Annotated in this window: 23 protein-coding genes; 14 read left to right on the top strand and 9 right to left on the bottom strand. The window is 61.5% G+C overall.

Annotation, left to right across the window (positions count from 1 at the left end; translation table 11 throughout):
• Positions 1 to 89: 89 nt before the first annotated feature.
• Positions 90 to 962: a LysR family transcriptional regulator gene (locus ABV589_RS07825; RefSeq protein ID WP_367085471.1), complete on the top strand. Its 873-nt coding sequence runs from the start codon at positions 90 to 92 to the stop codon at positions 960 to 962.
• 147 nt (positions 963 to 1,109) lie between these two features.
• On the opposite strand, the gene ABV589_RS07820 is transcribed toward ABV589_RS07825, so the two are convergent.
• On the bottom strand, positions 1,110 to 2,141 hold the full coding sequence (locus ABV589_RS07820; protein ID WP_123588710.1) for a LacI family DNA-binding transcriptional regulator: 1,032 nt from the start codon (positions 2,139 to 2,141) through the stop codon (positions 1,110 to 1,112).
• 216 nt (positions 2,142 to 2,357) lie between these two features.
• On the opposite strand from ABV589_RS07820, the gene ABV589_RS07815 reads away from it, so the two are divergent.
• Both ABV589_RS07815 and ABV589_RS07810 read left to right on the top strand, forming a co-directional pair.
• Positions 2,358 to 2,891, top strand: coding sequence for a gluconokinase (locus tag ABV589_RS07815; protein ID WP_007969352.1), 534 nt, complete (start codon positions 2,358 to 2,360; stop codon positions 2,889 to 2,891).
• An 82-nt stretch (positions 2,892 to 2,973) separates the two neighbouring features.
• Positions 2,974 to 4,326, top strand: a complete 1,353-nt coding sequence (locus tag ABV589_RS07810; protein WP_007969353.1) for a GntP family permease — start codon at positions 2,974 to 2,976, stop codon at positions 4,324 to 4,326.
• A gap of 152 nt (positions 4,327 to 4,478) precedes the next feature.
• Here the strand turns inward: ABV589_RS07810 and alaC are convergent, their stop codons facing one another.
• Positions 4,479 to 5,693 (bottom strand): alanine transaminase, encoded by a 1,215-nt coding sequence (alaC, locus tag ABV589_RS07805; RefSeq protein WP_007969354.1) that lies wholly within the window; start codon positions 5,691 to 5,693, stop codon positions 4,479 to 4,481.
• Positions 5,694 to 5,832: 139 nt separating this feature from the next.
• On the opposite strand from alaC, the gene ABV589_RS07800 reads away from it, so the two are divergent.
• The 3 genes from ABV589_RS07800 (at position 5,833) to ABV589_RS07790 (ending at position 7,872) form a co-directional block, all read left to right on the top strand.
• The gene (locus tag ABV589_RS07800) at positions 5,833 to 6,495 is read left to right on the top strand and encodes a LysE family transporter (protein ID WP_367085470.1); all 663 of its coding nucleotides are present in this window, start codon (positions 5,833 to 5,835) and stop codon (positions 6,493 to 6,495) included.
• A 68-nt stretch (positions 6,496 to 6,563) separates the two neighbouring features.
• On the top strand, positions 6,564 to 7,058 hold the full coding sequence (locus ABV589_RS07795; protein WP_007969356.1) for a GyrI-like domain-containing protein: 495 nt from the start codon (positions 6,564 to 6,566) through the stop codon (positions 7,056 to 7,058).
• 325 nt (positions 7,059 to 7,383) lie between these two features.
• On the top strand, positions 7,384 to 7,872 hold the full coding sequence (locus ABV589_RS07790) for a GNAT family N-acetyltransferase (protein ID WP_367085469.1): 489 nt from the start codon (positions 7,384 to 7,386) through the stop codon (positions 7,870 to 7,872).
• A 134-nt stretch (positions 7,873 to 8,006) separates the two neighbouring features.
• On the opposite strand, the gene ABV589_RS07785 is transcribed toward ABV589_RS07790, so the two are convergent.
• The gene (locus ABV589_RS07785) at positions 8,007 to 8,612 is read right to left on the bottom strand and encodes a pyridoxamine 5'-phosphate oxidase family protein (RefSeq protein ID WP_367085468.1); all 606 of its coding nucleotides are present in this window, start codon (positions 8,610 to 8,612) and stop codon (positions 8,007 to 8,009) included.
• Between the two features lie 18 nt (positions 8,613 to 8,630).
• A complete protein-coding gene (locus tag ABV589_RS07780) occupies positions 8,631 to 9,116 on the bottom strand; it encodes a GNAT family N-acetyltransferase (protein WP_367085467.1) in 486 nt (161 codons plus the stop codon).
• 138 nt (positions 9,117 to 9,254) lie between these two features.
• Between ABV589_RS07780 and ABV589_RS07775 the strand changes: the two genes are divergently transcribed.
• The 3 genes from ABV589_RS07775 to ABV589_RS07765 are packed head-to-tail and all read left to right on the top strand — an operon-like array spanning position 9,255 to position 11,287.
• Complete coding sequence (locus ABV589_RS07775; RefSeq protein WP_367085466.1) at positions 9,255 to 9,680, top strand: nuclear transport factor 2 family protein; 426 nt, start codon at positions 9,255 to 9,257, stop codon at positions 9,678 to 9,680.
• Between the two features lie 40 nt (positions 9,681 to 9,720).
• Complete coding sequence (locus tag ABV589_RS07770; RefSeq protein ID WP_007969364.1) at positions 9,721 to 10,065, top strand: YciI family protein; 345 nt, start codon at positions 9,721 to 9,723, stop codon at positions 10,063 to 10,065.
• Positions 10,058 to 11,287, top strand: coding sequence for an RNA polymerase sigma factor (locus ABV589_RS07765; RefSeq protein ID WP_367085465.1), 1,230 nt, complete (start codon positions 10,058 to 10,060; stop codon positions 11,285 to 11,287). Before ABV589_RS07770 ends, ABV589_RS07765 begins: the two co-directional genes overlap by 8 nt.
• A gap of 469 nt (positions 11,288 to 11,756) precedes the next feature.
• Here the strand turns inward: ABV589_RS07765 and ABV589_RS07760 are convergent, their stop codons facing one another.
• Positions 11,757 to 12,482, bottom strand: a complete 726-nt coding sequence (locus ABV589_RS07760; RefSeq protein ID WP_367085464.1) for an SDR family oxidoreductase — start codon at positions 12,480 to 12,482, stop codon at positions 11,757 to 11,759.
• 111 nt (positions 12,483 to 12,593) lie between these two features.
• On the opposite strand from ABV589_RS07760, the gene ABV589_RS07755 reads away from it, so the two are divergent.
• A complete protein-coding gene (locus ABV589_RS07755; RefSeq protein WP_367085463.1) occupies positions 12,594 to 13,430 on the top strand; it encodes a LysR family transcriptional regulator in 837 nt (278 codons plus the stop codon).
• 80 nt (positions 13,431 to 13,510) lie between these two features.
• On the opposite strand, the gene ABV589_RS07750 is transcribed toward ABV589_RS07755, so the two are convergent.
• On the bottom strand, positions 13,511 to 14,365 hold the full coding sequence (locus ABV589_RS07750; RefSeq protein WP_367085462.1) for a LysR family transcriptional regulator: 855 nt from the start codon (positions 14,363 to 14,365) through the stop codon (positions 13,511 to 13,513).
• A gap of 89 nt (positions 14,366 to 14,454) precedes the next feature.
• Here ABV589_RS07750 and ABV589_RS07745 point away from each other — a divergent pair, with 89 nt between their 5' ends.
• Positions 14,455 to 14,886 (top strand): multidrug/biocide efflux PACE transporter, encoded by a 432-nt coding sequence (locus tag ABV589_RS07745; protein ID WP_367085461.1) that lies wholly within the window; start codon positions 14,455 to 14,457, stop codon positions 14,884 to 14,886.
• Positions 14,887 to 15,046: 160 nt separating this feature from the next.
• On the opposite strand, the gene ABV589_RS07740 is transcribed toward ABV589_RS07745, so the two are convergent.
• Positions 15,047 to 15,802 carry an SDR family oxidoreductase gene (locus tag ABV589_RS07740; protein WP_367085460.1) on the bottom strand — a complete coding sequence of 252 codons (756 nt, stop codon included), beginning with the start codon at positions 15,800 to 15,802 and terminating at the stop codon, positions 15,047 to 15,049.
• A gap of 120 nt (positions 15,803 to 15,922) precedes the next feature.
• On the opposite strand from ABV589_RS07740, the gene ABV589_RS07735 reads away from it, so the two are divergent.
• Positions 15,923 to 16,819, top strand: a complete 897-nt coding sequence (locus ABV589_RS07735) for a LysR family transcriptional regulator (protein ID WP_007963138.1) — start codon at positions 15,923 to 15,925, stop codon at positions 16,817 to 16,819.
• A 110-nt stretch (positions 16,820 to 16,929) separates the two neighbouring features.
• Here the strand turns inward: ABV589_RS07735 and ABV589_RS07730 are convergent, their stop codons facing one another.
• Together ABV589_RS07730 and ABV589_RS07725 are read right to left on the bottom strand one after the other, a co-directional pair.
• Positions 16,930 to 18,543: an inorganic phosphate transporter gene (locus ABV589_RS07730; RefSeq protein ID WP_007963137.1), complete on the bottom strand. Its 1,614-nt coding sequence runs from the start codon at positions 18,541 to 18,543 to the stop codon at positions 16,930 to 16,932.
• 270 nt (positions 18,544 to 18,813) lie between these two features.
• Positions 18,814 to 19,836: a transporter gene (locus ABV589_RS07725; protein WP_367085459.1), complete on the bottom strand. Its 1,023-nt coding sequence runs from the start codon at positions 19,834 to 19,836 to the stop codon at positions 18,814 to 18,816.
• 277 nt (positions 19,837 to 20,113) lie between these two features.
• On the opposite strand from ABV589_RS07725, the gene ABV589_RS07720 reads away from it, so the two are divergent.
• Positions 20,114 to 21,736, top strand: a complete 1,623-nt coding sequence (locus ABV589_RS07720) for a methyl-accepting chemotaxis protein (RefSeq protein ID WP_367085458.1) — start codon at positions 20,114 to 20,116, stop codon at positions 21,734 to 21,736.
• A gap of 110 nt (positions 21,737 to 21,846) precedes the next feature.
• Positions 21,847 to 22,293, top strand: coding sequence for a hypothetical protein (locus tag ABV589_RS07715; RefSeq protein ID WP_367085457.1), 447 nt, complete (start codon positions 21,847 to 21,849; stop codon positions 22,291 to 22,293).
• Positions 22,294 to 22,350: the final 57 nt, after the last annotated feature.

Below are 22,350 nucleotides of genomic sequence, written 5' to 3'. Positions count from 1 at the left end.
CAGCGGGACTGGCGGAGGCGGCGAAAGATAGCTTCAATAGCGGTGACAGAAAAAGTCAGTAGCTTTCAGTTTTGGTGATAGGTGGTGTTTTGAATTTCAACAGCGACAGCATCGAATTGTTCCTTGCCGTGATCGAGCGCGGCTCCTTCTCCGCAGCCGCCCGCGCTTTGGGTCGGGTGCCTTCGGCAGTGAGCATGGGCATCGGCAACCTGGAAGCGGAGCTTGGTTATGCCTTGTTCGACCGCAGCCATCGTGAACCGCAACCGACCGCCATGGCGCTTTCGCTGGTGCCCCACGCGCGGCTGATCGCCGAACAGCTCAAGCAGTTGCAGGTGCACGCGGTGGAGTTGTCCCTGGGGCTGGAGAGCAAGCTGTCGATTGGCGTGGTCGCCGACATCGAGCGTCGGCGTTTGCTCGCCGCGATCAAGGTGATTGCCGAGCGTCATCCGCTGCTCGACATCGAAGTGCTGACCGCGCCGCAGGACGACGTGCTGGCGATGCTGCACAGCGGCCGCGTCAGCGTGTGTCTGGCGTTCGCCGGGTTGAGCATGAACGTGCTGGAGCGTTTTCAGTTTGTCGGCAGCGAACGGATGATCGCCACACTTGCGGCGGACAGTCCGTTGTTGCAGGGGCAGGATCTGTTTCTCGAAGACCTGGTGCATGTGCGGCAGATCTTCGTCGCCAGCCGCGACTTGCCGATCAGCGAAACCCGGCCACTGGTGGCCGAATCGCACTGGCGCACTGACACGCTGGAGACGGCGTTGGAGATGGTCGAGGCGGGGTTGGGCTGGGGCAATTTCCCGTTGTCGGTGGTGCAGCCGTGGCTGGACAGTGGGCGCTTGAAACGCCTGAATTTCCGCAATATAGAAAACGGGCTGGTGCTGCCGGTGCACGCGGTGTGGCTCAAGAGCCAGCCGTTGCAGAAGGGCGCATCGGCCCTGGTCGAACTGCTCAGCCACTGATACATGCACAGGGTGGGTGTACCAAAAAACTGTGGGAGCTGGCTTGCCAGCGATTGCGGTGTATCAGTCAACACTGTATCGACTGACCCGACGCCATCGCTGGCAAGCCAGCTCCCACAGGGATTGCTTCCGACAGGATTTCAAAGGTCAGGTACTCTCGCGAATCTTCAGTTCAAAACCCATATCCTCTACCGGCCGCGCCACACTATTCCCCGCCATCAACGTCAACATCTGCTCCGCCGCGCGCCGGCCGATCGCCTCGCGTGGGGTGTTGATGCTGCTCAGGCGCGGGACCATGTGTTCGGACATCGGCAAGTCGTTGAAGCCGAGGATCGCCACCTGCTCGGGGATCTTGATCCCGTTGCGCAACGCCTCCAGCAGCGCACCCTGCGCCAGGTCGTCGTTGCCGAAGAATATCGCATCGACATCCGGATGCGCCGCCAGCAGTTGCAGGAACAGTTCACCGCCCAGGCCCACGGACGAGGCGCGCGGGGTCAGCACTTCCAGATCCGGGTCGTAACGACCGGCCTTCTGCAAGGCTTTGCGGAAACCTTCACCGCGCAACAAGGTGCGCTGATCGAGTTGCGCGCCGATGTAGGCCAGGCGCTTGCGCCCTCGAGAGAGCAAATGCTCGGCGGCGGTTTCGCCGGCGCTGAGCTGCGAGAAACCCACGCAATTCACTCCGGCGGCGCTGTCGAGTTCCATCATGTACACGCAGGGGATATTGCTGGCCTCGATCATCCGCCGCGAACTTTCCGTGCGATCAAACCCGGTCAGCAGAAAACCGCGCGGCTGATAGGCCATGTAATTGCGCAGCAGGTTTTCTTCTTCATCGCGCGAGTAGTGGAAGTTGCCGATCAGCACTTCGAAGCCTTTGGGCGTCAGCACCCGATGAATGGCTTCCAGCGTATCGATGAACAACAGGTTGGACAGCGACGGCACCAGCACCACCACCGAATGGCTCTGCGCCGAGGCCAGGGCGCGGGCGGCTGGGTTGACCACGTAGTTGAGTTCGAGCGCGGCTTTTTGCACTTTTTCCACCAGTTCGGTGGCCACGGTGCTGACCCCACGCAGGGCGCGGGAGGCGGTAATCGGACTGACGCCGGCCAGACGGGCAACTTCATTAAGGGTGGGACGGCCGGTGGTGCGAGTGTTTTTATCGTTTTTAGGGGTGGTCATCGGGCGGCTTGCCAAACAAAAATCAAGGCACTAAGGTAGCGCTGTCCTGATGCAGCTGCAAATGCGTAAGCGAGGTCCTGCCTGATCCTCGCTTTTTGGCGTTGGGCGAAAACCTGCTGCAACCCAAAAAAACGACAAGAAGGCGTCGGCAACTTCTGCCTGTGCACTAGAGTCATAGCTAGCAAAGGTAGCGCTGTCTGCGCGCTGAGGTGTTATATGAGTCATCCCATCACCGCCCTGGTCATCATGGGCGTTGCCGGTTGCGGCAAGACGTGCGTCAGCCAGGCCCTGTGCCAATTGAGCGGCGCCACTGCCATTGAAGGCGATACTTTTCATCCGGCCGCCAACATCGAAAAGATGAGCGCGGGGATCCCCCTGAACGACGACGACCGTGCCGGCTGGCTCGACAGCCTGTGCGTTGAGCTGCGTCGTGTCGATGCACTCGGCGAGCGTCCGGTGCTGACCTGCTCGGCCCTTAAACACAGTTATCGCGAAGTGCTGCGCAGTGCCTTGCCGGGCCTGGGCTTTGTGTTTCTTGAGCTGACCCCTGAAGTCGCTGCCGACCGCGTGTCCCATCGTCCGGGCCACTTCATGCCGGCGACGTTGATCGAAAGCCAGTTCGCCACCCTCGAATCGCCGGTTGGCGAGCCGCTGACCCTGGCGCTCAATGCTTCGATCCACAGCGTCGAAGAACTGGCGGCCCAGGCGCACGTCTGGTGGCAGGCCCACGGTCTGAAGCAGGCGGTATGAGTGTGTTGAAAGAGCTAGCGCTGTCCTCACGAATTCTGTTTAACCCGCTTTAATAACAACAACAAGCCAGGAGACACCCCCAATGTTTGGCATGTCCCACGACGCCTACCTGCTGCTCGATGCAGTGGTCACGGTGATCGGACTTATCATCCTGATCACCAAATTCAAGATTCACCCCTTTATCTCCCTGACCATCGCGGCCGCGTTCCTCGGTCTGACGTCGGGCATGCCGATCGGCACCATCATCAAGGCGTTCCAGGACGGCTTCGGTGGCGTGCTCGGTTTCGTCGGCATCATCCTCGCGCTGGGCACCATGCTCGGCAAAATGATGGCCGAATCCGGTGGTGCCGATCAGATCGCGCAGACCCTGATCCGTGCGTTCGGCAAGGACAAAGTGCAGTGGGCAATGATGTTCGCCGCATTCCTCGTCGGTATTCCGCTGTTCTTCGAAATCGGCTTCGTGCTGCTCATTCCGCTGGTGTTCATCGTTGCCCGCCGCACCGGTGTGTCGATCATCAAGATCGGTATCCCGCTGCTTGCCGGTCTGTCTGCGGTACACGGTCTGGTGCCGCCGCACCCGGGCCCGCTGCTGGCGATCGGCGTGTTCGGTGCCGACATCGGCAAGACCATTCTCTACGGTCTGATCGTTGCGCTGCCGACGGCCATCATTGCCGGCCCGATCTTCGGTACGTTCATCGCCAAGCACATCCCCGGTCATCCGAATCAGGAACTGGTCGATCAACTGGCCCGTGAAACCGATTCGCAGAATCTGCCGAGCTTCGGCATCACCCTGATCACCGTGCTGCTGCCGGTGTTCCTGATGCTGCTGAAAACCTTCGCCGACGTGGCGCTGCCGGACGGTCATTTCTTCCGCACCTGGATGGACATGATCGGTCACCCGATCTCGGCACTGCTGCTGGCGCTGTTGCTGTCGCTGTACACCTTCGGTCACAAGCAGGGCATCGGTTCGCAACAGATGCTCAAGTGGCTGGACGCGAGCCTGGCGCCAACCGCCGCGATCATCCTGATCATTGGTGCCGGTGGCGGTTTCAAGCAGATGCTGGTGACCAGCGGCGTGGGCGACGTGATCGGCCACATGGCGGTCAGCGCGCAGATCTCGCCGATCCTGCTGGCATGGCTGGTGGCGGCGGTGATTCGTATCGCCACCGGTTCGGCCACCGTGGCGACCATCACGGGCGCGGGCATCGTGGTGCCGGTGGTCGGGATGATCCCGGGCGTCAACCGTGAGCTGCTGGTACTCGCTACGGGTGCGGGCTCGTTGATTCTGTCCCATGTGAACGACGCCGGTTTCTGGCTGGTGAAGCAGTACTTCAACATGACCGTCGCCGAAACCTTCAAGACCTGGACCGCGATGGAAACCATCCTGTCCGTGGTTGCGTTGGGCTTTATCCTGCTGTTGTCGCTGTTCGTTTAAGCGGCGTTTTGCAGGCACAAAAAAACCGCAGCGATGCGGTTTTTTTGTGGGTGATGACCCCTGTAGGAGCTGCCGCAGGCTGCGATCTTTTGATCTTGATCTTTAAAATCAAAAGATCGCAGCCTGCGGCAGCTCCTACAGGGGGGGATGTGTCAGGCGGTTTTCGGGGTCAGGCCATCCGCCCGGAACATCCCACGAATCCCGCGCACGGCCTGCCGAATCCGGTCCTGGTTTTCGATCAGCGCGAAGCGCACATGGTCGTCGCCATACTCACCAAAACCCACCCCCGGCGAGACGCAGACCTTCGCTTCAGCCAGCAGCTTTTTGGCGAACTCCAGCGAACCCAGATGCGCGTAAGCCTCGGGAATCTTCGCCCAGACGTACATCGACGCTTTCGGATTCTCGACCATCCAGCCCAGCTCATGCAGACCTTTGACCAGCACGTTGCGACGCTGACGATACTGCTCGGCGATGTCGCGCACGCATTGCTGATCGCCTTCGAGCGCAGCAATCGCCGCCACTTGCAGCGGGGTGAAGGTGCCGTAGTCGTGGTAGCTCTTGATCCGCGCCAGGGCGTTGACCAGTTCCGGGTTGCCGACCATGAAACCGATGCGCCAGCCCGCCATGTTGTAGCTCTTGGACAGGGTGAAAAATTCCACCGCAATGTCCTTCGCGCCTGGCACCTGCATGATCGACGGGGCTTTCCAGCCGTCGTAGACGATGTCGGCGTAAGCCAGGTCGTGCACCACCAGCACGTCGTACTGCTTGGCGAGGGCGATCACCCTTTCGAAGAAATCCAGCTCCACGCATTGCGCGGTAGGGTTGGACGGGAAGCCGAGGATCATCATCTTCGGCTTCGGGATCGAACCGCGAATCGCCCGCTCCAGTTCATCGAAGAAGTCCACACCGGGCACCAGCGGCACCGAACGCACCTGCGCACCGGCAATCACCGCGCCGTAGATGTGAATCGGGTAGCTCGGGTTCGGCACCAGTACCGTGTCGCCCTGATCCAGGGTCGCCAGCATCAAATGCGCCAGGCCTTCCTTGGAACCGATGGTGACGATGGCTTCGCTTTCCGGGTCGATGTCGACCGCGTAGCGTTCCTTGTACCAGTTGGAAATCGCCCGGCGCAGACGCGGAATGCCCTTGGACGTGGAGTAACCGTGGGTGTCTTCGCGCTGGGCGACCTGGACGAGTTTTTCGACAATGTGCGGCGGCGTGGCCCCGTCGGGGTTGCCCATGCTCAGGTCGATGATGTCTTCACCACGGCGCCGCGCGGCCATCTTCAGCTCGGCGGTGATGTTGAAAACGTAAGGGGGGAGTCGATCAATGCGCGCAAAGCGGCGCGGCGAACCTTGTTCAGCCATTGTTGCCTCGGATAACGTAAGCGCCCGGAACCGTCCGAGCGACGCTGGTCACTGCGGTGACCTGTGGCGGAAGATAAGGGCTGTGATGGCAGGCTGTCCAGCCTGCGTGCAAACAAATTTTTCCCAAGGAAATCGGTAGATGGAATTCACCAGTGGCTTCTTGCTGAGCCTTTCGTTGTGCCTGGACATCGGCGTGGCCAACATCGCGATGATCACCCTGGCGATGCAGCGCGGCTACTTTCAAGGCTTCGCGCTGGGCCTGGGCACCTGTGTCGGTGACCTGATCTACGCGGTGCTGGCGCTGGCCGGAATGACCGTGTTGCTGCAATACGAAAGCGTGCGCTGGGTGCTGTGGATCGGCGGGTCGGCGCTGCTGATCTACTTTGCGGCGAAGATGATCTACTCGGCGATTCACCACGAGGCGCAGTTGGCGGCGACGGCGGAGGTGGGGCAGAACTCCCATCGCAAAGAGTTCTTTCGTGGGATCTTCCTCGCCATGTCCTCACCTAGCGCGATTCTGTGGTTCGCCGCAGTCGGCGGTACGCTGATCGCGCGATCCGGTGGCAGCGGCCCGCTGAGTTCGGCGCTGTTCCTCGGCGGTTTCCTCTGCGCCGGGCTGCTGTGGTCGGCCGGCCTGTGCTTTGCCGCGAGCCACGGCGGCAAGTTGCTGGGTGACAAGCTGCTGCGCTACTCCTACATGGCATCGGCGGCGATCTTCTGCTATTTCGCGGTTTACGTGATCGTATCCGGTTATAACGAGTTCGTTGGCTCCGGGGCCGCCGACCAGTTGCACGCCTTGTGACATTGCGAATCGGGTTTGGCTTCTATACTCAGCAGCCGAACCCCTCTTTTTGTTCCAGGAGTCGAGTCATGGATGAGCAAAAACGCGTCGAAGTGGCTGAACCTCGCTTCGAACATGGACACTTCCTGCTGATTGCAGGTTTTCGTGGTCGATTTACCCAGGACACTGCCAAGGACATCCCCGCATTGTGGGAAAAGTTCTTGCCGCATCTGGGAAAGATTCAGGGACAGAAGAACGAAGTGACCTACGGCGTCTGCAGCAATTTCGACGGCCAGGGTGGCTTCGATTACATCGCCGGGGTGGAAATCAGCAAGCTCGATGACCTGGACCAGAAGGTCTACCAGTGGGTCGAAGTGCTGCCCCGGCAATACGCCGTGTTCGAGCACAAGGGACCGCTCGATCAACTGCCGCAGACCCTGCAATACATCTACAAGACCTGGCTGCCGACCTCCCACTACGTGGAACTGAATGCCCCGGAGCTGGAACGCTACAGCGCCGATTTCAATCCGCGACTGCACACCGGCAAACTGGAAATCTGCGTGCCAGTCGATACCAAGGCCTGAGTCAACAAAACATGAGGCGGATCACTGATCCGCCTCATGCCGTTCAACCGCGCTTGCCCTTGGACACCCGTCGCGCCCGCAACAGGTCGATGCCCAAGGTGATAAAGCCGAACGTACTGATGCCCAACACCATCAACAGGCCGATTTCAACGCTGCTCATAAGCGGTTTCCCCCAAGGGTGATCAGAGACACCCCTGAGAAATAGCCCGCCCCGAACCCGAAGAAAAGCGCTTATACGCAAGCTTTACGCCGCCCGCGCAGATCGATATGCATGCCTTATTCCTTTATGCTTTCGGCACTTTCTTCTGCCGATTTCCGAGCTGCCATGAACACCGTCATCCGCAACGTCACCGCCGCCGACCTGGACCGCTGCTACGCCATCGAAACCGTGGCCTACGAAGGCGATGAAGCCGCCACCCGCGAGAAGATCGCCACGCGCATCGCCACCTGGCCGGACGGCTTCATCGTCGCCGAGGTGGACGGTGTGGTCGCCGGCTTCATCAACTCGGGCGCGGCGTTTGAGGTGCAGATGTCGGACGAGGCGTTCAAGGAACTGATCGGCCACGACCCGCAAGGGCCGAACGTGGTGATCATGTCGGTGGTGGTGCACCCGGACTACCAGGGCCAGGGCCTGGCCAAGCGCTTGCTGGCCGAGTTCATCGAACGCATGCGCGGGCTGGATAAAGCGACGATTCACCTGATGTGCAAGGAACAGCACATTCCGCTGTATGCCGGTTTCGGCTTTGCCTACATCAAACCGTCGGAGTCGGATCACGGCGGCATGGCGTGGCACGAGATGATCCTCACTTTGTAAGACATCACACATAACCTGTGGGAGCTGGCTTGCCAGCGATAGCGGTGGGTCAGTCGACAGCAATGTTTGATGTGCCGACGCCATCGCTGGCAAGCCAGCTCCCACAGGTTCTAGCGGTGTTTGCAATTCCCCGTTTAGTAGAGGGTGTCGATTACCCGTTTTGGTGCTTCGCGATCGTAGGTCTCGGCATCGAACTGCCCGTCGTTCAGGCGCTTGTGAAACGCGCCGGCAGAGGGTAGGGCCGAGCGCGGCAAGTGGGTCTCGGGGTTCCACGCATCCGAACGAACAAACGCTTTCGAACAATGGAAAAACGCCGCTTCCACCGTCACCAGCAACACGGTTTTCGCCGGTTTGCCGTTCACCGCAAAGCTTTCCAGTAGCTCAGGGTCGGCGCTGATGGTCGCGGTGCCGTTGACCCGCAAGGTCTCGCCAATGCCCGGAATGATGAACAGCAGCGACACCCGAGGATCGTGCAGCACATTGCGCAGGGTATCGATGCGGTTGTTGCCCGGGCGATCCGGCAGGGCCAGGGTATTCTGGTCGATGATCCGCACGAACCCCGGCGCATCGCCACGGGGTGAATTATCCAGGCCGTCGGCGCCCACCGAGCTGACGATCACCAGCGGCGAGACCCGCACCATCGCCTGATAATCCTCGTTGAGAAAACCGATCTGCTTGCGCATCGCGCGCTCGTGGGGCAGGCCGTAAATAGCTTCCAGTGCTTCGATTGAATCGATCATCGTGCATCCCTCGATGATTTAGAAAAACAGTCCCATACGCCGTTCGTAACCGACCCGGCCCTTGTACGCTTCGCCGCTGTCGACGAAACCGTGTTTGGCGTACAGCGCGATGGCGGCATCGTTATCGGCATCCACCGACAGTTCCAGCCCCTTGATCTCCGGCCATGCTTCACGCGCCACCTCGGGCAGCGCCTGCAGGCAAGCCTTGCCGTAACCTTTGCCCTGCGCCCGGTGGTCGACCTGCAGGGCGTGCAGGGTGGCGCTGTGTTCATTGGCCCAGGCCGGCAACACGGGCGGGCGCTTGAGCAGCAGGAACGCCACCGGCACCTGGTCGGCCAGCAGGGCAAAGCCTTTGACGCCGGGACCAGGTTTGGACAGCAGCGTGTGCAGCGCGCCGTGAATGTCGCCGGAGAACTTGATCTGCTCGGGATGGATTTCAATCGCCTCGACTTGCTGACGCTGCAAGGCGTTCAGGCGGTCGTACGGCACGAGTTGGGCTGACACGGGATTCCTTTTTCCTACAAAGATGAGCCTCGGATTCTAGCGATTTTGTGTTCGGCGGAAATTATTTGTTTCGACTGTCGATTGGCTCGATGGCCGAACGACTAAGGGTGTCTTCACAACAAAAACACGGAGAACACCATGAGCGCACAGACTGAAATCCAGACCCTGATCAACACCTACCGCGAAGCGGTGATGACCAAGAACGTCGACAAGGTCATGACGTTGTACACCGACGACATCGTCTCCTTCGATGCGATCAGGGCCCTGCAATTCAAGGGCAAAGCGGCTTACCGTGCACATTGGGAAGCCTGCATGGAGATGTGTTCCGGCCCGCACGTTTTCGAGTTTCACGAGATCGCCATCGAGACCGCCGACAACCTCGCCTTCGCCCATTGGGTCACGCATTGCGGCGGCACCAACGACAAGGGCGAAACCCAGAGCTGCTGGATGCGCGCCACCGCGTGCTATCGGCAGGTCGGCGGGACTTGGAAAATCGCTCACGAGCACTGGTCGGCACCGTTCGATCCGATGAGCGGCGCCACGCTGTTCGATGTACAACCCTGATCTTCAGCCATAGTTGATCCGTTCGAATCAGGAGAAAACCATGAAGTATCTATGCCTGGTCTACAGCGACGAACGCTTGCTGCACACCTCGCCCGACAGCCCGGAAGACGCCGAGTGCTGGGCCTACGCCGAGTCGATTCAGGGCAGCGGGCGGATGGTCGCGGCCGAAGCGCTGGAGTCGGTGCAGACCGCGACCACGGTGCGCATGCGCAACGGCAAGCTGTCGATCACCGATGGCCCGTTCGCTGAAACCAAGGAGCAACTGGCCGGGTTTTACCTGATCGATGCCAAGGATCTCAACGAAGCGATTCAGGTCGCCGGTAACATTCCGGCGGCCCGGGTCGGCAGCGTCGAAGTGCGTCCGGTACGGCAGTTGAATGTCTGAGGTCCGGGCGCGGGTCGAGCAGGTCTATCGCGAAGACTCGCGGCGGATCCTGGCGACGCTGATTCGCCTGCTCGGCGATTTCGACCTCGCCGAAGAAGCCTTGCACGAGGCGTTCTTCATCGCGGTCGAGCGCTGGCAGCGCGACGGCGTGCCTGACAACCCGCGCACCTGGCTGGTGTCCACCGGACGCTTCAAGGCCATCGATGTGTTGCGCCGCCGCGCCCGCTTCAAGGCCTCGCAGCCGCTGTTGCTGGCACAGCTTGAGGAACTCGAGCAGGCCGACTGGAGTGGCGAAGAAGTGGAAGACGACCGCCTGCGGCTGATCTTCACCTGCTGTCACCCGGCGCTGGCGGCGGATGCGCAGGTGCCGCTGACCCTGCGGGAAGTCTGCGATCTGACCACCGAGGAAATCGCCCGGGCGTTTCTTTCCGCACCGGCGGCGATTGCCCAGCGCATCGTGCGGGCCAAGGCCAAGATTCGCGATGCGAAAATCCCTTATCAGGTCCCGAGCCTGAACGAGTTGCCGGAGCGCCTCGACAGTGTGTTGCGGGTGATTTATCTGGTGTTCAACGAAGGCTATTCGGCATCGATGGGCACTGAATTGATCCGTGAAGACCTGACCCGCGAGGCGATCAGACTCGGGCGTTTGCTCATGGAATTGCTGCCGGAGCCGGAGGTCATGGGCCTGCTGGCGTTGATGCTGCTGCATGAGTCGCGGCGCTCGGCGCGGACCTCGGCGCAAGGGGAGTTGATTCTGCTCGATGATCAGGACCGCTCGCGCTGGGATGCCGGGTTGATCGCCGAGGGTTGCGCGCTGATCGAACGTGCGCTGAGCACGCGGCGCTTCGGGCCTTATTGTCTGCAAGCGGCGATCGCTGCGGTGCATGCCGAGGCGCCTTCAGCGGCGGATACGGACTGGCAGCAGATCGTTGGCCTGTATGACGTGCTGTTGCGTGCAGTGCCGTCGCCGGTGATTGAATTGAACCGCGCAGTGGCAGTGGCCAAGCGCGATGGAGCGTTGGCGGGGTTGACGCTGATCGAGGGGATTCTCGATCGTGGCGAATTGCAGGATTACCACCTCGCGCATTCGGCTCGGGCGGAGTTTTGTCGGCAACTGGGTCGGGTGGAGCAGGCGCGGGCGGCGTACCTGCGCGCCCTGGAGCTGACCCGGCAAGAGCCGGAGCGGCGGTTTATCGAGGCGCGGCTGGCGCAATTGGATTGATCTGAAATCTTCGGTGGCAGTGCCGACCCCTTCGCGGGCAAGCCCGCTCCCACAGTGTCCGTGGTGTACACAAAACCTGTGACCACCGCAGAACCCTGTGGGAGCGGGCTTGCCCGCGAAGAGGCCAGTCCAGCCACCAGCAAACCATCAGGCCTGCTGCCGAGTCGCTGCCCGCACACAAAACCTGTGACCACCGCAAAACCCTGTGGGAGCGGGCTTGCCCGCGAAGAGGCCAGTCCAGCCACCAGTAAACCATCAGGCCTGCTGCCGAGTCGCTGCCGCACACAAAATCTATGACCACTGCAGAACCCTGTGGGAGCGGGCTCGCCCGCGAAGAGGCCAGCCCAGCCACCATCAAACCATCAGGCCTGCTGCCGGGTCGCTGCCGCACACAAAATCTATGACCACTGCAGAACCCTGTGGGAGCGGGCTCGCCCGCGAAGAGGCCAGCCCAGCCACCAGCAAACCATCAGGCCTGCTGCCGAGTCGCTGCCAGAACGATCTCGCGGATGCACACGCCCTGCGGCTGCTCATAGGCATAGGCAATCGCCTTCGCCACGTCCTCGGCGCTCAACACCGTGCCGCCCATCTCCTGCTTCCACGCCTGGTAGCCGGTCTTGATCGCTTCATCGGTGGTGTGGCTGAGCAACTCGGTTTCCACCGCGCCCGGGGCAATGGTGGTGACGCGCACGTTGTGCGGCGCCAGTTCTTCGCGCAGGTTTTCCGACAGACCATGCACCGCAAACTTGGTGCCGACGTAAGCCACGTGATTCGGGAACGTCTTGCGCCCGGCCACCGAGCTGACGTTGATGATCGTGCCGTGCTTGCGCTCGACCATACCGGCGACCACGGCATGCACGCCATTGAGCAGGCCTTTGACGTTGACGTCGAGCATCTGCTCCCACTGCGCCGGATCCTGCTCGCTCATCGCACCCAGCAGCATCACGCCGGCGTTGTTGATCAGCGCATCGGCCGGGCCGAATTGCGCTTCGGCTTCGGCGACTGCCGCGAGCAGGGCGGCGCGATCAGTGATGTCGACCTGACGGCTGAGGCTGTTCGGCAGCCCCAGTGCCTGCAGGCGTTCAATCCGGCGCGCCAGCAGCAACAGCGGATGACCGGCAGCGCTCAAGCGGCGGGCTGTCGCTTCGCCAATGCCCGAACTGGCCCCGGTGATGATGATCAATGGCTTGCCCATGGTTGAACTCCTGAAATAAGAAAATCAAATGACTGAATGCCGGGCGCAGTATATTTAGCCCGTTAACGGCTGAAAAATGCCTTATTCCTCTGTCTGTCATCGGAATCAACTATGGATATCCGCCACCTCAAAGCCTTTCTCGCGGTGTTCGAAGAACGCAACATCACCGCCGCGGCACAGCGTTTGTTCATCAGTCAGCCGACGCTGTCGGTGACGATCAGGCAGCTTGAAGACGAACTCGGCGCGACGTTGTTCGTGCGACAACCCCGTGGGGTCGAGGTCAGTGCCGAGGCTCGGCTGTTGTACCCGCAGGCGCGGCGCATGGTTGCTGAATCCGAAGCGCTGAGCCGGATGTTTCGCGGCGGCGAAAACCGCGTGGCGCTGACGCTGGGCATCGAAGGCGATATCGCTGCCAGCCACATCGAAGCCTTCGTACGCATGGCCCATCAGGCCTTGCCCAATCTGCTGCTGACGCTGGAGGAGGGCTGTCACGGTGACGGACGGCTGGCGGTGGAGGAGATGTGCTGCGAGGACGAATTGTTCCTGCCGCTGTGGGAAGAACCTTACGTGATGGCGCTGCCGCTGGACCATCCAATGGCGGCGGCGCAGGCGGGGTGGGCGCCGATCGATGACTGGATCACCTGCCCGCAGCATCCGTCGCATCAGCGCTTGATGGCGTTGTACGGACGCTCGCCGCAAGCGCTGGCCGGGCATGCGGGGTCGTTGCAGCAGGCGTTGCACATGGTTGCGGCGGGTGTCGGCGTGGCGATGTTGCCGCAGTCGCTAGTCAGCGGACATGTGCGGGTGGTGGCGCGGGCGTTGCACTTGCCGGCACCGACGCGCCGGGTCGGGTTGTGTTATGCGGCGCAGGCGCTGGAGTTGCCGGCGATGCGTGGGTTGCAGGGGTACTTTCAGGAGAACCGGCCGGTGGAAATTGCAGCGGCCTGAAGATCAAAAGATCGCAGCCTGCGGCAGCTCCTGCAATGAAACGCATGTGTAGGAGCTGCCGAAGGCTGCGATCTTTTGCTTTATTCCAGCATCTTGCTCAGGAGCCAACTCCCCGCCGGCCCCGGCGGATAAATCCGCGACCACAATGCATCGACATACACCGGCCGAGGCCAGCCACGTACGGTCAACTCCACCAGTGTGTCGTTGCCAAAGCGCCCCACCAGCCAGCGCGGCAGCGCCGCCCAGCCAAAACCCATCTCCGCCATTTCCATCAACATCAGGTAACTCGGCGCCGACCACATCCGGCCTTTGCCGCGGCTGTCGTAGGGATTGACGATCGTTGCCAGACGCAACTCCCGATGCTGCTCCAGCACCTGCTGATCGACCTGTTCGAGGCCGGTCAGTACATGGTCACGTTTGACGAACAGCGCGATGTCGGTGCGCTCGGCGACCGTCGAGGTCACCAGGTCCGGCGGATAGCTGTCGCGCATCTCCGCAAACGCCAGATGGGCGCGGCCACGCTGCACCAGCTCGATCAGGTCGTCGCATTCGGCGATCAGGCATTCCAGCTCCAGGTCCGGATAACGCTGCTCGAAATCCACCAGTGCTGCTTCAAAACGCGCTGACTGGTAGGTATCGGAAATCGCCACGGTCAGCTTCGGCTCGACACCTTGGGCTAGTTGCCGCGCGCTCATTTCCATGCGACTGGTGGCCGCCAGAATCGCCTCGGCCCGTTGCAGCATCACATGGCCAGCCGGGGTCAGGGCCGGTTTGCGGCTGCTGCGGTCGAACAGCAGCAGGTCCAGATCGATCTCCAGGCTGGCCACCGCCGCACTGATAGTCGACTGACTGCGCCCCAGTTTGCGCGCCGCCGCCGAAAACGAACCTTGGGTGGCAGCCTGAACAAACGCCAGCAGCACTTCCTGCGAAGCCATGAACTATCGCCTTGATCGATGGTTATTGGTTATGAAGTATCGGTTCGAGGGCGGATCATGGCAACTATCTTCACTCAAGGAGTCAGGTCATGACTGCCAACAAATCCATCACTGAACGTATCCTCCAGGCCATCGGTTTCGAGTGTCTGGCGATCCTTATCTGCACGCCGTTGCTGGCGTGGATCATGGACAAACCACTGCTCGACATGGGCGCCGTGACCGTGCTGATCGCCCTGCTGGCGCTGGCGTGGAACGTGGTGTTCAACGGCTTCTTCGACCGCATGCTCAAGCGCCTGAACATCGGCCACAACGCCTGGACGCGGGTGGTCCATGCGCTGCTGTTCGAGGGCGGGTTGATCGTGATGGGCGTGCCGCTGATTGCCTGGTGGCTGTCGGTCAGCCTGTGGCAGGCGTTCTTGCTCGACATCGGCGTACTGCTGTTTTTTCTGCCGTACACCTATGTGTATCACTGGGGCTATGACGTGGTGCGCGAGCGGTTATTGATGGCCCGTGCTGCTTAAGTCTGGAACACAACCTGTGGCGAGGGAGCTTGCTCCCGCTCGGCTGCGCAGCAGTCGTAAACCCGATAAACGCGGTCTTTCTGTCAGACCTGCATTGGCCGGCTTTTGGGGGCGCTTCGCACCCCAGCGGGAGCAAGCTCCCTCGCCACACTGTTTGGGCTTAGAGGAACATCCCGCCGGATGCTTCAACCCGCTGTCCGTTGATCCACTGCGCACCCGGCGCCAGCAGCATCGACAGCGCGCCACCAATGTCATCCGGCTGCCCGGCGCGGCCCAGTGCGGTGTTGCTCGCGACCATCGCGTTCAACGCCGCGTTATCGCGCACCGCGCCGCCGCCAAAGTCGGTCTCGATCGCGCCCGGCGCGAGAATGTTCACGCCGATCTGCCGCGCGCCCAGCTCTTTGGCCTGGTAGCGGGTCAGTACTTCCATCGCGCCTTTCATCGCCGCGTAGGCAGCGTAACCCGGCAGGCTGAAGCGGGTCAGGCCGCTGGAGATGTTGATGATGCGCCCGCCATCATTGATCAGCGGCAACAGTTGCTGGGTCAGGAAGAACGGCCCTTTGAGCTGGATGTTCATCAGCAGGTCGAACTGTTCCGGGGTGGTTTCGGCGAACAGCGCGTGGACACCGATCCCGGCGTTGTTGATCAGGGAGTCGAAGCGCGGACGCTCCAGTTGTTGCAGCGCTTGTTCAACGCGTTTGGCGAAATCGGCAAAGCTGTCGCTGCGGCCCACATCCAGTTGCAACATCACGGCTTTGGCGCCGCGTTGTTCCAGTTCTGCGACCAGTGCCTGGGCTTCATCGGCGCGGCTGTTGTAGGTGCCGATGATGTCCACGCCCTGCGCGGCGAGGTGCAGTGCGGCGTTCTTGCCCAGGCCACGGCTGGCGCCGGTGATTAATGCGATTTTGCGGCTCATGTGAAATCCTCGATTGCGGTGAGTGGTGATGGGCAAAGTTTATTTATCCGCCATGGGGTGATAAACAGACTGAAACCGGAATCACTGATCGACCCAGCCGAACAATCAACGGGTGTCCTGATGAACAAACTGGAACTGCTGCGCACCTTCGTCCGGGTCAGCGAACTGTCGAGTTTCACCTTGGCCGGGGAGAGTCTCGGGTTGCCGCGCTCGACGGTTTCCGAACACGTCCAGGCCCTGGAAACCCTGCTCGGCACGCGCCTGCTGCAACGCACCACGCGCAAGGTGCAGGCGACGCAGGACGGCCTGGTGCTGTACGAACGCAGCAAGGATCTGCTGTCGCACATGGACGAGATCGAGGGACTGTTCCGCCAGGATCCGGCTTCGCTGAGCGGACGGATTCGCGTCGACATGCCGAACATCCTCGCGCGGCGCCTGATCATGCCGCTGCTGCCAGAGTTCATGGCGCGCCACCCGAATCTGGAACTGGAAATCAGCAGCACCGACCGCCGGGTCGACCTGCTCAGCGAGGGTTTCGATTGCGTGGTGCGCATCGGCGCGCAGCCGGATCAGTCGGTGGTGGCGCGGCATCTGGGCGACTTTCCGATGATCAACTGCGCCAGCCCCGCGTACCTTGAGCGCTACGGCGTACCGCAGACCCTGGAGGATCTGGCGCAGCATCGGCTGGTGCACTACGTCGGCGTGCTCGGTTCGCGCTCGGAAGGCTTTGTGTATGAACAGGATGGACAGGTGCGGCGATTGCCGATGGCCGGCAGTGTCACGGTTAACAGCACCGATGCCTATGAGTCGGCCTGCCTGGGCGGCTTCGGCCTGATTCAGGTGCCGCGCACCGGCATGCAGCCGCATCTGGATAATGGGGAGCTGGTGACTGTGTTGCCGCAGTTCACAGCGCCGGCGATGGGCATTGCCATCCTGTATGCGCGGCAGCGGCATTTGCCATTGCGGGTGCGGGTGTTCATGGAGTGGTTGGGGGAGGTGATTCGTTCGACGCTCTGACCGACTCCCCCTGTAGGAGCTGCGGCACGCTGCGATCTTTTGATCTTGTTTTTTTAAGGCAAAATCAAGAGATCGCAGCCTTCGGCAGCTCCTACAGGGGGTTGTGGTGATCAGAAGATCTGGGTGAACAGCCAGTACAGGCTGCCCGACAGCAGGATTGCCGCCGGCAAGGTCAGCACCCACGCCATCAGCAGATTGCGGATGGTCTTCATCTGCAAACCACCGCCATTGGCGACCATGGTCCCGGCCACGCCCGATGACAATACGTGGGTGGTCGACACCGGCAAGCCGAACATGTCCGCCGCGCCGATGGTCAGCATCGCCACGGTTTCCGCCGAGGCGCCCTGGGCATAGGTCAGGTGGGTCTTGCCGATCTTCTCGCCGACCGTCACCACAATCCGTTTCCAGCCAACCATGGTGCCGAGGCCCAGGGCGATGGCCACGGCGATCTTCACCCACAACGGAATAAAGCGTGTGGCGTTGTCGATCTGCTGCTTGAACAGTTGCAGTTTGTCAGTGGTGTCGGCGTCGAAGTTGCCGACCTTGTTCTTGTCCATCAGGCGAATGCTTTCGCTGGCCAGGTACATGTCGTTGCGCACGTTGCCCATGGCTTCGGCCGGGACTTTCGACAGCGAGCCATAGCCTTTGACCTCTTCGCCAATGTGCCCGGTGAGGGCGGCGAGGGCGGGGATCAGTTGTGGCGTGGCTTGCTTGCTGCGCACGTAATCAGAAAGCACCGGGCGCGGATCTGCGGGTGCCGGTTGAGGGGCACTTTTCACCAGTGCTTGCTGGGTGACTTCGGCGACAGCGGCGAACTGCAACGCCTGATCAGCGGGCATGGTGCGGTTCAACGCGTAAGCCATCGGCAAGGTGCCGACCAGAATCAGCATGATCAGGCCCATGCCTTTCTGCCCGTCGTTGGAGCCGTGGGCGAAGGACACACCAGTGCAGGTGGCGATCAGCAAACCGCGAATCCACCACGGTGGCGGGTTGTTGCCTTCCGGCGCCTTGTACAGCGCGCGATTCTTGATGAAGGCGCGCATGGCCAGCAGCAACAGCGCCGCGCAGCCGAAGCCCACCAGCGGCGACAGCAGCAGGGCGTAACCGATCTTGGTCGCCTGCGCCCAGTCCACGCCGCTGGTGCCGTCGCGCCCGTGCATCAAGGCATTGGCCACGCCGACGCCGATGATCGAACCGATCAGGGTGTGGGAAGAGGAGGCCGGCAGGCCCAGCCACCAGGTGCCGAGGTTCCACAGGATCGCTGCGATCAGCAGGGCGAAGATCATCGCGAAACCGGCAGACGAACCGACCTGCAGAATCAGCTCCACCGGCAGCAGGGCGATGATGCCGAACGCCACGGCGCCACTGGACAGCAACACCCCGAGGAAGTTGAAGAAACCCGACCAGACCACCGCCACATTCGGCGGCAGCGAGTGGGTGTAGATCACCGTCGCGACTGCGTTGGCGGTGTCGTGGAAACCGTTGACGAACTCGAAGCCCAGCGCAATCAGCAGCGCCACGCCGAGCAGCAGGAATGGGGTCCAGGTGGTGACGGTGGTGCCCAGCTCGTGCATGTCGTGCATCAGGCTGTAAGCGGTGAACAGCATGCCCATCGCGAGCACCGCGAAAAAGATCACGTAGGTGAACGGGCCGGTTTTCTTGTCGAGGGCTGGCCTGCCGCTGGGGGCGGACGTCTGGCGGGCGGTCAGGGAGGGAGTAGCCATGAGCGGACAATCCTGAGCGAGGGAAGGAGTGTCGGTCATGATCGTTGCTAAATATTACAGAGAGACTGCGGCAGGTCAGTGTTTGGCGGATTAGCTCACCGCTGGTCTAAAGATGAGTTCCCCTGTGGCGAGGGAGCCTGCTCCCGCTGGGGAGCGAAGCTCCCCTGAAACCATTCACCGCGCTGTATCAGAGAAACCATTTCGCCTGGTTTGCGACTGCTGCGCAGCCGAGCGGGAGCAAGCTCCCTCGCCACAGGGGACGGTGTTGCCCTAGTAATCCCCACGCTTGCGAAACGCCCAGCGCCCGGCAATCACGGTAAACGTCGCCACCAGCGCCACCAATATCCAGAAGCCCTCGGGATCCGTCGACAGCGGCACACCCCCCACGTTCATCCCGAAGAAACCGGCAATGATGTTGATCGGCAACGCCAGCACCGTCACCACGGTCAGGGTGAACAGTGTGCGGTTGCTCTGTTCGTTGAGGTTGGCGGCGATCTCTTCCTGGAGCAGTTTGATCCGCTCGCCCAAGGCAGTGAGGTCGTTGATGATCAGTGCGAACTCCTCGGTGGATTTGCGCAGCTCCTTGACATCCTCCTTCTGCAGCCACGGCGGCGGCCGGTTGAGCAGGCGCAGCAAGGAGCCCGGCTCCAGCGCCAACAGCCGTTGCAGGCGCACCAGCACCCGGCGGTTGGCGCCGAGTTCGGCGCGGTTGGTCGACAGCCGTGAGGAGAGCAATTCGTCCTCGACCTGATCGACGCTCATGCTGGTCTTGCGCACGATCTGCGTCAGCACTTCGCCCTGATCACGCAGCAGGTGCACCAGCAGCTCCGACGGCGAACGAAAGCATTCGCCGGCCTTCACCGACGAGCGCAGTTTGTCCACCGAGTGCAGCGGTTGCAGGCGTGCGCTGACGATCAGTTTGCTGCGCACGCAAACCCACAGCGTCGACACGTCCGAGGAGACCATGCTGCTGAGGTTGAACACTACGTCGTTGACCACCGCCAGCAGTGCCGAGTCGACGTGCTCGATGCGTGTCGAACGCGAACCTTCGTGCAGCGCCTCGAAAAACTCTTCAGGCAATTGCAGATGACTTTTCATCCAGCGCTCGCACGCGGCGTGCGCCAGGTTCAGGTGCAGCCAGAGGAATTCATCACTGTCGCTGTCGTCTTGCAGACAACGCAGGGCGGTCGCCGAATCGACTTCGCGGCCACGTTCACCGGGACGAAAACGGAAGCCGTAAAGCAGACCGAACAAATCAGGATCGCGATGACTGAGGTCGAGGCTGTGGTTCATGGAGGCTCGCTGCGAGGAGGGCGTCTGGCGCGGAGTTTTCAGATTCACCTGAGCCGGATCATCGCAATGTCACATGACGTTTGTGTGACAGCAAAATGACGTCAAATCAGCGGCTTACCGGCGGTCGGATTTTCTTCAAGAAGCGCTCTGGTACGCCGATCACGCTTAGGTTACGTTGCGCGCGCTTGGCCATGAGCCAAGGCGCGCCGACACGGATGTCCGGCAAAATTTCACGCCTTACCGGGCGTGCCTCATCCCTGTCCTTGAGTATCTTGCGATGCTGCAAAAATCCCTGAGAGCGCAAATTCTCGCCCTGCTGAGCGGCAGCCTGCTGGCGATGCTGTTGATCGCACTGGCCTGCTTTCACTACCTGTCCAACGGCGTGCAGAACTACAGCCAGTTGATCGCCGGCCCGTTGCACACCTCACAACTGATCGACGAGGCCAACCTGCAATTCAAGGTGCAGGTGCAGGAGTGGAAAAACGTCTTGCTGCGCGGCAAGCAACCGGCGGACCTGGGCAAATACTGGAGCCAGTTCGAAGACCGTCAGCGCGATGTGCAGAACATCCTCGGTGAACTGGCCGGGCAGAAAGGCCTTGAGCCGGCGCTGAAAAGCCGCATCGAACGCCTGCGTGACGAACATCGTCAACTCGGCGCCGCGTACCAGAAAGGGCGCGATGCCTACGTGGCGGCTGGTGGTGATCCAACGGCTGGCGACAACGCCGTCAAAGGCGTGGACCGTGCCACCAGCGATCAGATGAGCGAACTGGTCGCCGAGCTGCGCAAGCAGGGTACCGAACAGTCGGCGCAGATCAGCGCCAGTGCTGACAGCACCGTGCTGCTGGGCATTGTGGTGATGCTCGGCTCGGGCCTGTTGATCGGTTTGCTGAGCCTGTGGCTGGTCAACCGCAACCTGATCGATCCGATCCGCAAGCTGATCGATTACGTCACTCAATTGAGCCGTGGGCGCCTCGCCGAGCGGGTCGCCAACGACCGTCAGGACGAACTGGGCAACCTGGCCGCCGCGGCCAATACCCTGCGTGATTTCCTCGCCGAAACCTTCACTCATCTGCAACGCAGCGCCACTGATCTGGACAGCGCCAGCGGCGAACTGAATGCCATCGCCACGACCATGGCCGGCGGCACCAACGAGCAGTTCAACCGCACCGATCAGGTGGCTACGGCGATGAACGAAATGTCCGCCACCGCCCAGGAAGTCGCCCGTCATGCGGCGGATGCGGCGCGCGCTGCCGACGATGCCGACCAGTCCGCCCAGCAGGGTGAAAAGGTCATGCAGGGCACCATCCACACCATCACCAAGATGCGTGGTGAAATTGCCAACACCGCTGAAGTGATTCGTCGTCTGGAAAGCGACAGCGGGCGCATCGGCAAAGTGCTGGAAGTGATCCGCGGCATCGCCGAACAGACCAACCTGCTGGCGCTCAACGCGGCGATTGAAGCGGCGCGGGCTGGTGAAGCCGGGCGCGGTTTCGCGGTGGTCGCCGACGAGGTGCGCAACCTTGCGCAGCGCACGGCCGAGTCGATCATCGAGATCAACCAGATCATTCAGAACGTGCAGACCGGTGCCGTGGACGCCGCGCAAGCGATCGAAAGCGGTCAGGCGCGCAGCGATGAAAGCGTCGAGCAAGTGACCCAGGCCGGTGCGATGCTCGAGCGCATCACCCACGCGGTGGAAGCGATCCGCGACATGAACCGCCAGATCGCCACCGCCGCCGAAGAGCAGACCTCGGTGGCCGAAGACATCTCGCGCAACCTGACCGAGATCACCTCGATCGCCAGTACCAACCTCAACAGCGTGCAGCGCACCGAAAGCGCCAGCCAGAACCTGCATGGCCTGTCCGGGCAACTCAACGAAGTCACCGCACGCCTGAGCGCCTGACGTCCGCCGACGTGTACCGGTTCGGTTACCGAGTCGGTACACAGTCGATCTCAAATCCCTGCGAGTGCCGCCGATGGCCGGTTATCTAAAACCGGCATTGGAGCCATCCCATGGTCAGCATCACCTCAGTTTCGATCAACCAGACCGTCAGCACCGCCATCAGCAAAACCAAAATCAGCGACGCCAGTGATGACACCTCGACCACTGCAACCAGCAGTGCGGGCGTCAGCGCCGACACCAGCAAAGTGGCGGCCGGCGGTGGCGCAGCGCCGGCGGGTGACAGCAGTTCCAGCAGCAGCGATGAATCGGATTCGGTGAAAGAACTGCGCAAGCAGATCGCCGAGTTGCAAAAGCAATTGCAGGAACAACAGCAGGCATTGCAAGCGGCTCAGGCCAAGCAGGAAGACGCTGATGCCAAAGCGGCTGACGTGGCCTCCGCCGAGTCGCAAATTTCCAGCACTTCGGCTTCGTTGCAGACCGCCACGGCGGCGTTATTGCAGGCGTTGCAGGAGTCGGGCGGCAGCACTTCGGGCTCGCTGGTCAGCACTTCGGCCTGACAACTTTGGAACACTGCAGAACCAATGTGGGAGCGAGCTTGCTCGCGAAAGCGGTGT

Origin of the sequence: Pseudomonas sp. HOU2, from assembly GCF_040729435.1 — a bacterium.
Classification (GTDB): domain Bacteria; phylum Pseudomonadota; class Gammaproteobacteria; order Pseudomonadales; family Pseudomonadaceae; genus Aquipseudomonas.
The sequence above is the reverse complement of the archived record's forward strand: the minus strand, read 5'-3'. Positions and strand labels throughout refer to the sequence as shown.